This window comes from Pseudidiomarina planktonica, assembly GCF_900177775.1.
GTDB classification, from domain to species: Bacteria; Pseudomonadota; Gammaproteobacteria; order Enterobacterales; family Alteromonadaceae; genus Pseudidiomarina; species Pseudidiomarina planktonica.
Map to the genome: position 1 here is coordinate 1048139 of NZ_FXWH01000001.1, position 12865 is coordinate 1061003.

Sequence of the window (12865 nt, forward strand, 5' to 3'; positions counted from 1 at the left end):
TTAACCCCGGCTCCAGTTGGCGCTGCGCTTTTCTAAAAAAGCAGCCAGGCCTTCTTGTCCTTCTGCGGACACGCGAATGTCGGCAATGTGTTCAATGGTGGTTTGCCGTACGGTGGCAGTAATGGGCTGTAGTCCCACTTGTGCTATCAATGTTTTACACGCCTGTAATGCCGCCGGGCCATTCGCCAGAATAGCGTCCAGCAGCGGCGCTAGTGCTTCTTCTAAATCGTCGGCAACTGTGTGAATTAAACCACAGGCTCGTGCGGTTTCAGCATCAAAACGTTCAGCCGTAAGCATATAACGACGTGCCTGACGTACGCCCATAGCGCGAATAACGTAGGGGCTGATAACGGCCGGAATCAGGCCAATTTTCACTTCGCTCAGGCAAAAGCTTGCACGTGGTGTGGCCAGGGCTATATCACAGCAGGCAGCAAGCCCCACCGCACCGCCAAAAGCAGCGCCTTGCACCAGACAAAAAGTCGGTTTACTGAGCTCATCCAAACGTTGCATTAACAGCGAGAGCTGACTGGCATCGGCAACGTTCTCGGCCCGATCTTTCTCGGCCATCGAACGCATCCAGTTTAAGTCGGCACCAGCAGAAAAGCTTTTGCCGTTGGCCTGCAGCACCAACACGCGGGCGCGCGGATGTTGATCAACCTGAGCCAGCTTCTGCAGTAACTCGGCAATCATGGCATCGTTAAATGCATTGTGAACGTCGGGGCGATTCATGGTGAGTCGCGCCACGCCGTTCTCGGCAATATCTAAGGTCGTAAATTCAGTCACAGCTTTGCTCCTGCTTACATGCGGAACACGCCAAAGCGTGTGTCTTCAATAGGTGCATTCATGGCGGCGGCAATACTCAGGCCCAGCACTTCACGGGTGTTGGCCGGATCAATAATGCCGTCGTCCCACAGGCGACCTGACGCATAGAACGGATGCCCTTGCTTGTCATACTGCTCAACTATTGGCTCTTTTAGCTTGGCTTCGTCGTCGGCACTAAGCTCTTCGCCTTTGCGGGCTAAGTTGTCTTTGGTTACCTGTGCCATTACGCCAGCAGCTTGCTCACCACCCATGACTGAAATGCGCGCATTCGGCCACATAAACATTAGGGTTGGATCATACGCCCGGCCACACATGCCGTAGTTACCAGCACCGTAGCTGCCACCAATAAGTACGGTAAACTTAGGTACTTTGGCACAACTTACGGCGGTCACCATTTTGGCGCCGTGCTTGGCAATACCTTCGGCTTCGTACTTTTTACCAACCATAAAGCCAGTAATGTTTTGCAAGAATACCAATGGAATTTTGCGCTGGGCACAAAGCTCAATAAAGTGGGCACCTTTTTGGGCCGACTCCGAGAACAAAATACCGTTATTGGCAATAATACCAACCGGATAGCCGTGAATGCGGGCAAAGCCGGTTACCAGAGTGTTGCCGTAATTCTGTTTAAACTCATCAAAGTCAGAGTCGTCTACCACACGGGCAATCACTTCACGTACGTCGTAAGGCTTACGCAAGTCGGTACCCACAATGCCGTAAATTTCATCGGCGGCGTAGCGGGGTGGTTTCACCTCGTGCTGACGCACCGGATTGGCTGGTTCGTGATTTAACCGAGCAACAGAACGACGCGCTAATGCCAGTGCGTGTTCGTCATTCATGGCGAAATGGTCAGCAACACCGGAAATACGCGTGTGTACATCGGCACCACCAAGCTCTTCGGCGCTCACTTCTTCACCTGTAGCCGCTTTCACCAGCGGTGGTCCGGCTAAGAAGATAGTGCCTTGCTCTTTTACGATAATGCTTTCGTCGGCCATGGCTGGTACATAAGCACCACCGGCGGTACACAAACCCATAACCACAGCTATTTGTGGAATACCTTTGGCCGACATATTGGCCTGGTTAAAGAAGATCCGGCCGAAGTGATCACGGTCAGGGAATACTTCGTCCTGACGGGGCAGGTTAGCACCACCGGAATCAACCAGATAAATACAAGGTAAGTGACAGCGCTCAGCAATTTCTTGTGCGCGCAGGTGCTTTTTAACCGTTAGCGGATAATAAGTTCCGCCTTTTACGGTGGCGTCATTCGCCACCACCATGCATTGCACACCTTCAACCTGACCTATACCTGCTACTACGCCAGCGGCAGGTACATAGTCGTCGTAACATTCCCAGGCGGCAAACTGGCCAATTTCCAGAAAGGGTGAGCCAGCATCTAATAATTTATCAATGCGTTGGCGGGCAAGTAATTTGCCGCGCGCCAGGTGGCGCTGTTGATATTTCTCGCCGCCACCTTGTTTTATTTGTTCGGTTTTTTCTGAAACCTCAGCTACCGCGGCACTCATGGCCTTATGGTTAGCTACATAGGTTTCGTCTTTGGTATTGATCTTGCTGGTGAACACGGCCACAAGCAACTCCTTCCAGGTTGATTGACTAGCTCAGCTTAGTTGGACTCAGTGAACAATTCACGACCAATCAGCATACGACGAATTTCAGAGGTACCAGCACCGATTTCATACAGTTTGGCATCACGTAACAAACGACCGGTAGGGTATTCATTAATGTAACCGTTACCGCCTAATAGCTGAATGGCGTCTAAGGCCAGCTTAGTGGCAAGCTCGGCTGCATACAAAATAGCACCGGCTGCGTCTTTACGGGTGGTTTCACCACGGTCGCAGGACTGGGCTACCGCATACACATAAGCACGGGCTGCGTTAGTGCCGGTATACATGTCAGCTAATTTACCCTGTACCAGTTGGAACTCACCAATGGCTTTGCCAAATTGCTTACGGTCGTGCACGTAAGGCACACAAACGTCTAAACAGGCCTGCATAATACCCAGTGGGCCAGCAGCCAATACGGCGCGCTCGTAATCCAGACCGCTCATCAGTACTTCCACACCATTGTCGATCTCACCCAGTACATTTTCAACGGGTACCCGGCAATCGTCGAATACTAGTTCACAGGTGTTCGAGCCACGCATGCCCAGTTTGTCCAGCTTCTGAGCGGTTGAGAAGCCCGGGAAGTCTTTCTCGATAATAAACGCGGTAATGCCGCGCGAGTTTTTCTCAGGATTCGTTTTTGCGTAAACCACCAGTACGTGTGCATCAGGACCGTTGGTAATCCACATTTTATTACCGTTCAAAATGAAGTGGTCACCGTCGCGCTTGGCTTTTAGTTTCATCGCAACCACGTCAGAGCCGGCATTCGGTTCGCTCATAGCCAAAGCACCAACGTGTTCGCCGCTGCACAGTTTCGGCAGGTACTTTTCTTTCTGCTGTTGGTTACCGTTACGCGCAATCTGGTTTACACACAGGTTAGAGTGCGCGCCGTAGCTTAAGCCAACCGAAGCCGAGGCACGGCTGATTTCTTCCATGGCAATCACATGCTCAAGATACCCTAAGCCGGAACCACCGAACTCTTCGGGAACCGTCATGCCCAGCACACCTAAATCACCAAGCTTACGCCACAGCTCATTTGGGAATTCATTTTTTTCATCAATTTCTGCAGCGCGCGGAGCGATTTCGTCACGGGCAAATGCGTTTACTGACTCGCGGATCATAGTTGCGGTTTCGCCTAATCCGAAATTGAGCGAAGAAAAGTGGTTAATCATGACTACTCCTGAACTGTGGTTGTATTGGCAGTAACTTCCAGCAACTCATCGCGACAGCGATCTTCTAAGTTGCTAAGTTCCACCAACAGCACTTTGATGTCTTCTAATTGCTGCTTCAACGAAACTTTCTTCTCGTCTATCAGCTCCAAAATTTTGTGTAACTGTGATTCGCTGCTGCTATCAGCATCATACAAATCGAATAGGCGTTTGGTTTCGGCTAGTGAGAAACCTAAACGTTTGCCGCGCAGAATCAGCTTTAACCGCACTTTGTCGCGGTTGGTATATAAACGCGTTTGACCATGCCGGGCCGGAGCCAGCAGTCCCTGGTCTTCATAGAAGCGAATACTACGGGTGGTAATGTCAAATTCCCGTGCCAGTTCGCCGATTGAAAATGTGGTTATTTGGTTCATTTGCGCTTGCATTAGTAACGGTTCGGGAGCTAAGCTTAGATCAAGTTGACGCCAGCGTAAAGTATCTTACGTTAACGTAAAGTGGAATCTAGTGCTTACAGCAAGAGCTTACGGAAAAATAGCCGTTGGCCGCCTGACTCTGTTTTAGGTTAATGACTTAATTAAAGGAGCTCTCATGAGTGATGCAATTGTAATAGTTAGTGCCGCCAGAACCCCAATGGGTGGTTTTCAGGGCGCGTTAAGTGATGTTAGTGCGCCGGATTTAGGTGCGGCTGCAATTAAAGCGGCATTATCGCGCAGTGGCCTGAAGCCGGAAGACGTGCAGGAAGTCATTATGGGTAATGTGCTACCGGCGGGCTTAGGTCAGGCACCAGCTCGGCAGGCTATGTTGCACGCAGGGCTACCGCGCGGCACTGGCGCTACTACTATTAATAAAGTATGTGGCTCAGGTTTGAAAGCTGCCATGTTTGGTCACGATTTGATTATTGCTGGCTCAGCCGGTGTGGTTATGGCTGGTGGTATGGAAAGTATGTCGAACGCTCCTTATCTGTTGCCGAAAGCTCGTAGCGGCTATCGCATGGGTCATGGTCAGGTATTAGATCACATGATGATGGACGGGCTTGAAGACGCCTACGAAAACCAGGCTATGGGTACTTATGCTCAGGCTACCGCCGATGAGTACGGTATTGATCGCGAAGCTATGGATGAGTTTGCATTAGAATCACTGCGCCGGGCACAAGCCGCCATTAAAGACGGCTTATTCGACGAAGAAATTACCGAAGTTACCTACAGCACGCGCAAAGGCGAGGTTACTGTGAGTGTTGATGAGCAACCAGGTAAAGCTCAGCCGGAAAAAATTCCAAGCTTACGCGCAGCCTTTAAGAAAGACGGTACTATTACCGCCGCCAACTCAAGCTCCATTTCAGACGGCGCCGCTGCGGTGGTATTGATGCGTGAAAGCGAAGCCAAAGCCAAAGGCTTACAGCCGCTGGCCCGTATTGTTGGCCATAGCACTCATTCACAAGCACCAGCTGAGTTTACTATTGCACCAGTTGGCGCGATGCAGAAGTTGTTGAAGAAAATTGACTGGCAAAAAGACGACGTAGATTTGTGGGAAATCAATGAAGCCTTTGCCATGGTTACTATGCTGGCCATGCGTGAAATGGACATCGACCATGCCAAAGTAAACGTTCACGGCGGTGCTTGTGCACTTGGCCACCCAATTGGCGCCAGTGGCGCACGCTTGTTGGTAACCTTGCTGCACGCCTTGAAGCAACGCGGTAAAAAGCGCGGTGTTACCTCACTCTGTATTGGTGGTGGTGAAGCTGTAGCCGTAGCAGTTGAAATGCTTTAATCACACTTAGTGAACCGGCTGGCGTCGACGTGACGCCAGCCAAACGGATAACAGTAAAATGGCAGCTCCGGCTGCCAGCCGCGACCAGTTAACGTCACGTCCCCAGAACAGGAAGTTCACCAGCAAACCGGCCGGTATAAGCATATTGTTCATGGTTGCCAGTTGTGCGGTGTTTACCCACTTAGTGGCCAGGTTCCAGCCCAGGTAACCTAAACCTGATGCACCTAAGCCTAGCCAAATTAAAATACCCCACTGCAAACTCGTGGTTGGGGCTGCGGTGAAATCACCGAACAGCAATGCGGCAATACCTGTTAATAAGGCAGCGCCGGCAAAGAAGAGTGCAAAGGTGTGAGTTTGTTGCAGGGTACTGCCTAGTGGTAAGCGTTTGTAAAATACCTGACCCGCGGCAAAACACAGGTTAGCGCCCTGAATAAATAAAAAGCCGGTTAGGAATGAGTTGCTAAGGCCATCGTAGCGAATCACCGCGGCGCCAAGCACGGCAATAGCAGCTGCTAACCACCATTGCCAGGGTAGGTGGCGACGCTGGAAACCCAGTTCGTCCACCAAAGTCACGTACAGCGGTGTGAAAATGGTAAAGAGCAATACTTCGGCCACGCTTAAATACAGAAAGGCCTGATACAGCAATAAATACATAAGGCCAATTTGAACCGCGCCAATGGCCATCAGCATAAGTTGCTTAGCAAAAGGCACATGCCGTACGCGCAACAGGGGTAGAAATAGTAGTAGGGCTAATAACATGCGGATAAAAACGGCAAGGTAGCTGTCCACCTGGCCAGCCAGAAATTCACCAATAAGTGAAAACGAGGCTGCCCAAACAGCCGTAATAAGCCATAACATCCACATGATTTAGTTCTCCTGCCCGGGGTTCTTCGTTGTATCGGCGCGGGGATGATAGCTTGAGCGATAGTAACGCGGTGCTACACCCATGGTTTTTTTGAACAATCGCGAAAAGTAGTAAGGGTCATCAAACCCGAGTGCCTGAGCGATTTCACGTACCGATTGTGCGGTATTGTCCAGCAATCGACAAGCGTATTGAACTTTCAGCTCATTGAAATAGCGCAACGGGCTGGTACCGGTACTAAGCCGGAATTTTTTACTGAAATGATGGCTCGACAGGCCCGCAAAATTGGCTAGGTCGGCTAAGCTCAGAGTCTTGTGCAGATTATCGGTCATAAAACGCTCCAGTGCCGGTAAGTGAAAACCGCCGGGTTGAGCGTGTTGCGACTGACCGGTCGTTGGTATCAGTTCAGGTAGCTGTGCCAGCAGTTGTTTTAGCAATGCTGCAGCTAGTATGCCGCTGCTGGTGGTAGGGCGTTGATGCTGCAGGTTAAGTAACCGGGTAACGTCAGGCAGTAGCGCCTGCCAGTTATTCAGAGTTAAGCGGGGCTGTTGGTGAGTAACCCCTAAATAGTCCATGCATGCGGCTGCAGCGTGACCACGAAAATGCGCCCAGTAAATGCTCCATGGCTCGTTGTTACTGGATTGGTAAGAGTGGCTAACGCCGCTGGGTAACAGCAATAGCTGACCAGCTTGTAAATCACCACTGGCGTGGGTAGTTTGAAATGAACCGCGGCCTTCGTGACAGAATATAAGTAAGTAATCGGTATGTTGCTGGCGCTGAATTTGGTGCCCAAGCGCAGTGACATAGTGACCAAATGCCACTGGATATAAATCTCTGGCGAGCGGATGTACCGCCAGTTGCTGGGTTAGTTCATGCGGTAACACCACGCGGGAACTACCGGCCGGCAAGGGCCAATTCGATGGCAAGCTCAATAGCGGCTCCAAAATGACAATTTTGTCCATTATAGAGTCCGTTTTATGAATGTTAAAGCATGGCGATGTCTGCTCTAATGCACGACATGAATTTTAGTCTTAAAGATTTAGCTGACGTAAGCGCAGCTGAGTAGAACAACAACACAGGTGATTTATGAGTCAGAAAAATATCAAACGTGTACCGCTATATATTAATGGCGAGTTCGTACAGTCCAAATCAGCTGAGTGGATTTCGGTAACCAACCCGGCCACTCAGGAAGTTCTTGCCGAAGTTCCATGCGCCACTCAGGCGGAAATGGAAGCTGCTGTTGCCAGCGCGAAAGAAGCGTTTTTAACCTGGAAAGAAACGCCGGTATCTGAACGAGCGCGCGTTATGCTGCGCTATCAGGCATTGCTGAAAGAGCATCATGACGAAATAGCCGAAATTCTGGCCAGCGAAACCGGTAAAACTTTTGACGACGCCAAAGGCGATGTGTGGCGTGGTATTGAAGTTGTTGAACATGCTTGTAATGTGCCGTCACTGTTAATGGGTGAAACCGTTGAAAACGTGGCGCGTAACATTGACAGCTACAGCTACACCCAACCGCTGGGCGTTTGTGCTGGTATTACTCCGTTTAACTTCCCGGCCATGATTCCGCTGTGGATGTTCCCGCTGTCTATTGCTTGCGGTAACACCTTCATTCTGAAGCCTTCTGAGCAAGATCCGCTAACGCCAACGCGTTTGGTTGAATTGTTTGAAGAAGCTGGCGCTCCAAAAGGCGTGCTGCAGGTTCTGCATGGTGGTAAAGATCAGGTCGACTTTATTCTGGACGAGCCTGCTGTGCGTGCTATCTCTTTCGTCGGCTCAGTACCGGTAGGTCAGTACATTTATCGCCGTGGTACTGAAAACATGAAGCGTGTACAAGCCTTTGCTGGCGCGAAGAACCACTGTGTAATTATGCCAGATGCGAATAAGAGCCAGGTTATTAATAACTTAGTTGGTGCTTCTGTGGGTGCTGCAGGGCAACGTTGTATGGCTATTTCGGTAGCTGTATTTGTTGGCGCTGCGCGTGACTGGATTCCTGAAATTGCCGCTGAAATTGCCAAAGTAAAACCAGGTGGCTGGAACGACAAGCAAGCTGGTTTTGGTCCGCTAATTAGTCAGCAAGCCAAGCAACGGGTTGAAAACTTCATTACTCAGGGCGAGCAAGAAGGCGCTGAACTGTTGGTTGACGGCCGTAACTGCACAGTTGATGGTTTCCCGGATGGTAACTGGGTAGGCCCAACCGTATTCGGTAACGTAACCCGTGACATGGAAATTTATAAGCAGGAGATTTTCGGTCCGGTGCTGTGCACCATGGAATCTGAAAGTCTGGAAGACGCCATTGCGCTGGTAAATGCCAACCCATACGGTAATGGTACTTCTATCTTTACTGCCAGCGGCGCCGCTGCGCGTAAGTATCAACACGAAATTGAAGTGGGTCAGGTCGGTATTAACATTCCAATTCCGGTACCACTGCCATTCTTCTCATTCACTGGTTGGAAAGGTTCGTTCTTCGGTGACTTGCATGCTTATGGTAAGCAAGCGGTGCGTTTTTATAGTGAAACTAAAACTATTACTGCCCGCTGGTTTGAAAGCGATATTGCCGATGCCAATGCGCCAAACATGACCATTGATTTAAAATAAGGTGAGCTGAGTTATGAACTACAACTTAACCGAAGATCAACAAGCTTTTGTCGACACCGCCCGCGCTTTTGCTGAAAAAGAGCTGGCGCCGAATGCGGCGAAGTGGGACGAAGAAGCGCACTTCCCACTAGACGTGTTTAAGAAAGCCGGTGAAATGGGCTTTATGGGTATGTATACCCCGGAAGACGCTGGAGGCTTCGGCATGAGCCGCTTAGACTCAGCGCTGATTTTTGAACAGTTAGCCATGGGCTGTACTTCAACCACCGCCATGATGACCATTCACAACATGGTGAGCTGGATGATTGGCTCGTTTGCTAAAGCGGAAGTAGCCGAAAAGTGGGTGCCGGAGTTGGTAACAGGTGAAAAGCTGGGTTCTTATTGTTTAACCGAGCCTGGTGCTGGTTCAGATGCTGCCAACCTGCGTACGTCGGCAAAAAAAGACGGTGACAGCTATGTGCTGAACGGCTCTAAAATGTTTATTTCCGGCGCTGGTAGCACCGACGTGATGGTGGTTATGGCGCGTACCGGTGAAGCAGGTCCAAAAGGCGTGTCAGCCTTTGTGGTTCCAGCCGATGCTGAAGGTATTCATTACGGTAAGAAAGAAGCCAAAATGGGCTGGAACTCGCAGCCAACTCGCCTGGTCACTTTTGAAGATGTACGCATTCCGGCAGAAAATCTGCTGGGTGAAGAGGGCGAAGGCTTTAAGTTTGCCATGATGGGCTTAGACGGCGGCCGTATTAACATTGCTGTGTGCTCGGTAGGTACCGCCCAGGCGGCGCTGAATACCGCACGTGATTACATGCTGGAGCGCGAGCAGTTTGGTAAGCCTATTGCTCAGTTTCAGGCATTGCAGTTCAAGCTGGCCGACATGGCAACCGAATTGGTTGCAGCGCGCCAGATGGTGCGTTTGGCGGCCTTTAAAGTGGACAGCGACGACGCTGACAAAACCACTTACTGCGCTATGGCAAAACGCTTTGCTACCGATGTAGGTTTCCAGGTGTGTAACGAAGCCCTGCAAATTCACGGTGGCTACGGCTACATCAAAGAATATCCGCTGGAACGTCATGTGCGCGATGTACGCGTGCATCAGATCCTTGAAGGCACCAACGAAATTATGCGTGTCATCATTGGTCGTCGCTTGTTAAGTGACATGGACCGCGAAATTCTTTAATAAGGAGCTCATGCAATGTCGGACGTTGTGTTATTTGAGGAACGATCTGCTGCCAATGGCAAAGTCATTGGTATTGCTACGCTGAATTCAGAAAAATCGTTAAACGCGCTGAGCCTGGATATGATTCAGTTGTTATTACCTAAGCTGAAAGCCTGGCGCGACGACGACTCTGTGGCTTGTGTATGGCTACAGGGTGCTGGTGAAAAAGCCTTTTGTGCTGGTGGCGACATCGTTGCTATGTACAAAGCCATGGTGAAAAAGCCGGGCGTGTTGGTTGATGAAGTGGCCGATTTCTTCGGCCAGGAGTATCAACTGGATTACCTGATTCAGACCTTTCCGAAACCCTTCGTAGTTTGGGGCCACGGCATTGTTATGGGCGGCGGCATGGGCTTAATGAATGGCGCCAGTCACCGCATTGTGACTGAACGCTCGCTGTTAGCTATGCCGGAAGTTACCATTGGTTTGTACCCCGATGTAGGCGCCACTTATTTTCTGAATAACATGCCTGATCGCTGTGGTTTATTCCTAGGCATTACCGGCGCCACTATGAATGCCAGCGACGCTCTGTTCCTGCAGCTAGCCGATAACTTTATTGGTAGCGAGCATAAGGAAGCGGCGCTAAGTCGCTTGCAAGACATTGAGTGGGGTGACACCCAATCGTTGAATAAAAAGAAAGTGACCGACGCGCTTACTGAACTGGCTTCAGCTGATAATACCCAGCGTCCGGCCGGCCAGGTGGAAAGCAATCGCAAGCATATTGCTGACCTCACCCGTGGTGACAACATTGCTGATATCGTTGAGCGCATCGTTGCTGACAGTAACGACGATAAGTGGCTGAGCAAGGCACGGGCTAACCTGGCGAATGGTTGTCCTATTACCTCTCATATTGTCTGGAATCAGATTCAACATGGTGCCGACTTAAGCCTGGCTGATTGCTTCCGACTGGAACTAACACTGTCTACCAACTGTGCAGTGCGTGGTGATTTTGCCGAGGGAATTCGGGCGCTGTTAATTGATAAAGACAAGCAACCTAAGTGGCAACACGAAAGCGTTGCAGCCGTAACCAGTGAAGAGCTGGATGGTTTCTTTACCTCGCCCTGGTCAGCGGATACGCATCCGTTACGTCAGCTAGAACAACAATAGAACAGCAATAACAGAACAACAGGAGTAATACAGATGGCTCAGGTTGCATTTATTGGATTAGGAAATATGGGTGGCCCTATGGCTGCCAATTTGGTTAAAGCCGGTCACCAGGTGCAGGTGTTTGACTTGGCAGAACCGGCCTTAGTAGCTGCTGAAGAAGCTGGCTGCCGGCGTGCTGATAACCCGCTTGGTGCGGTGAAAGGCGCTGATTTTGTTATCACCATGCTGCCAGCCGACAAGCACGTTCAGAACGTGTACTTTGGTGAGCAGGGCATTGCTAAGAGTTTGGCCAAAACGACTCTGGCCATTGATTGTAGCACTATTTCCAGTGATACCGCGGTTGATGTGGGTGCCCAGCTAAGTAAGTTAGGCATTCGCTTTATCGATGCACCGGTTTCTGGCGGCGTTGCTGGTGCTAAAGCGGGCACCCTTACCTTCATTTGCGGTGGCTCTGACGGCGATGTTGAACACGCTGGCCACGTGTTAAATGACATGGGTAAGAACGTGTTTCGGGCTGGCGACATTGGTGCCGGACAAATTGCCAAAATTTGCAATAACATGTTGTTGTCGGTGTTAATGGCTGGCACCGCAGAAGCGCTGCAATTAGGTCAGGCCAATGGTCTGGACCCGAAAGTATTATCCGAAATCATGCTGCAAAGCTCAGGTCGTAACTGGACTTTAGAAGTATATAATCCATGCCCCGGTGTGATGGATAATGTGCCGTCAAGTAACGACTATCAGGGTGGCTTTTTGGTTGACCTGATGAGTAAAGATTTAGGCCTGGCGCAGAAAACAGCGCTGGCTAGCGGTGCTACCACCCCGATGGGTTCATTAACCCATAATCTTTATCAGAGCTGGTCGCAAATGGGTCACGGAAGAGAAGACTTTTCCAGCATTTTCAAACTTTTGCAGCCAAAAAAATAATACCGAAACAGGATTCATACCATGCAAGTTAAAAACAGTACTATTGTAATTACTGGCGGCGCCCAAGGCTTAGGCCGCGCTATGGCGGAAGACTTCGCCCGCCAGGGTGCGCAACTGGCACTCATTGATATGAATGACGACATGCTGCAGGACGCGGTAGCTGAGTGTAAAAAGTTAGGTGCGGCCGACAGCCGTGGCTACAACATCAACATTACTGATGAAGCAGCGGTTGAAGAAGTATTTGCGAAAATTAATGACGAGTTCACTGGTATCGACGTGTTAATTAACAATGCCGGCATTTTACGCGACGGCATGTTGATTAAGTACAAAGACGGTGAAATCACGCACAAAATGCCACTGCAACAATTCCAGTCCGTGATTGATGTAAACCTGACCGGTACTTTCCTGTGTGGCCGTGAAGCCGCAGCGCAAATGGCGAAGGCTGGCAAAAAAGGCGTCATTATTAACATTTCAAGTGTGGCGCGTGCGGGCAATATGGGTCAGACTAACTATGCGGCGACCAAAGCTGGTGTGGTTGCTATGACAGTAACCTGGGCGCGTGAACTTGGCCGGTTTGGTATTCGTTGTGGTGCCATTGCACCTGGCTTTATTGAAACGCCAATGACCGCACAAATGAAACCAGAAGCGGTTGAGCGTGCGTTAGGAATGGTGCCATTACGTCGTTGGGGCCAACCAGATGAAATTGCGCACTCGGCGCGCTATATTATTGAAAATGATTTCTTCAGCGGACGTGTCGTCGAAATTGACGGTGGGGTTCGTTTATAAGGCAACA

Annotated in this window: 12 protein-coding genes; 6 read left to right on the plus strand and 6 right to left on the minus strand. The window is 50.3% G+C overall.

Features of this window, described 5'->3' with window-relative positions; genetic code table 11:
• From CCE91_RS04930 to CCE91_RS04945, 4 genes are read right to left on the minus strand one after another with little or no spacing between them, the layout of a single operon-like run.
• Entirely contained in the window at positions 1–783 is a 783-nt protein-coding gene (locus CCE91_RS04930) for an enoyl-CoA hydratase-related protein (RefSeq protein ID WP_086434116.1), read from the minus strand.
• A 14-nt stretch (positions 784–797) separates the two neighbouring features.
• Positions 798–2405 carry a carboxyl transferase domain-containing protein gene (locus CCE91_RS04935; protein WP_086434117.1) on the minus strand — a complete coding sequence of 536 codons (1608 nt, stop codon included), beginning with the start codon at positions 2403–2405 and terminating at the stop codon, positions 798–800.
• A 35-nt stretch (positions 2406–2440) separates the two neighbouring features.
• Positions 2441–3610 (minus strand): isovaleryl-CoA dehydrogenase, encoded by a 1170-nt coding sequence (locus CCE91_RS04940; protein ID WP_086434118.1) that lies wholly within the window; start codon positions 3608–3610, stop codon positions 2441–2443.
• 2 nt (positions 3611–3612) lie between these two features.
• Positions 3613–4020 carry a MerR family transcriptional regulator gene (locus CCE91_RS04945; protein ID WP_086434837.1) on the minus strand — a complete coding sequence of 136 codons (408 nt, stop codon included), beginning with the start codon at positions 4018–4020 and terminating at the stop codon, positions 3613–3615.
• Between the two features lie 175 nt (positions 4021–4195).
• Between CCE91_RS04945 and CCE91_RS04950 the strand changes: the two genes are divergently transcribed.
• Complete coding sequence (locus CCE91_RS04950; RefSeq protein ID WP_086434119.1) at positions 4196–5374, plus strand: acetyl-CoA C-acyltransferase; 1179 nt, start codon at positions 4196–4198, stop codon at positions 5372–5374.
• A gap of 6 nt (positions 5375–5380) precedes the next feature.
• Here the strand turns inward: CCE91_RS04950 and CCE91_RS04955 are convergent, their stop codons facing one another.
• The gene (locus tag CCE91_RS04955; protein ID WP_086434120.1) at positions 5381–6238 is read right to left on the minus strand and encodes an EamA family transporter; all 858 of its coding nucleotides are present in this window, start codon (positions 6236–6238) and stop codon (positions 5381–5383) included.
• A 3-nt stretch (positions 6239–6241) separates the two neighbouring features.
• The gene (locus tag CCE91_RS04960) at positions 6242–7198 is read right to left on the minus strand and encodes an AraC family transcriptional regulator (RefSeq protein ID WP_234996260.1); all 957 of its coding nucleotides are present in this window, start codon (positions 7196–7198) and stop codon (positions 6242–6244) included.
• Between the two features lie 124 nt (positions 7199–7322).
• On the opposite strand from CCE91_RS04960, the gene CCE91_RS04965 reads away from it, so the two are divergent.
• Genes CCE91_RS04965 through CCE91_RS04985 form a run of 5 tightly spaced genes read left to right on the plus strand, consistent with a single transcriptional unit; the run spans position 7323 to position 12858 of the window.
• A complete protein-coding gene (locus tag CCE91_RS04965; protein ID WP_086434121.1) occupies positions 7323–8834 on the plus strand; it encodes a CoA-acylating methylmalonate-semialdehyde dehydrogenase in 1512 nt (503 codons plus the stop codon).
• A gap of 13 nt (positions 8835–8847) precedes the next feature.
• Positions 8848–10005 carry an acyl-CoA dehydrogenase family protein gene (locus CCE91_RS04970; protein WP_086434122.1) on the plus strand — a complete coding sequence of 386 codons (1158 nt, stop codon included), beginning with the start codon at positions 8848–8850 and terminating at the stop codon, positions 10003–10005.
• A gap of 15 nt (positions 10006–10020) precedes the next feature.
• Positions 10021–11148 (plus strand): enoyl-CoA hydratase/isomerase family protein, encoded by a 1128-nt coding sequence (locus CCE91_RS04975; RefSeq protein ID WP_086434123.1) that lies wholly within the window; start codon positions 10021–10023, stop codon positions 11146–11148.
• A gap of 33 nt (positions 11149–11181) precedes the next feature.
• Positions 11182–12072: a 3-hydroxyisobutyrate dehydrogenase gene (gene mmsB, locus CCE91_RS04980; protein WP_086434124.1), complete on the plus strand. Its 891-nt coding sequence runs from the start codon at positions 11182–11184 to the stop codon at positions 12070–12072.
• 21 nt (positions 12073–12093) lie between these two features.
• The gene (locus tag CCE91_RS04985; RefSeq protein WP_086434125.1) at positions 12094–12858 is read left to right on the plus strand and encodes an SDR family oxidoreductase; all 765 of its coding nucleotides are present in this window, start codon (positions 12094–12096) and stop codon (positions 12856–12858) included.
• Positions 12859–12865 lie beyond the last annotated feature (7 nt).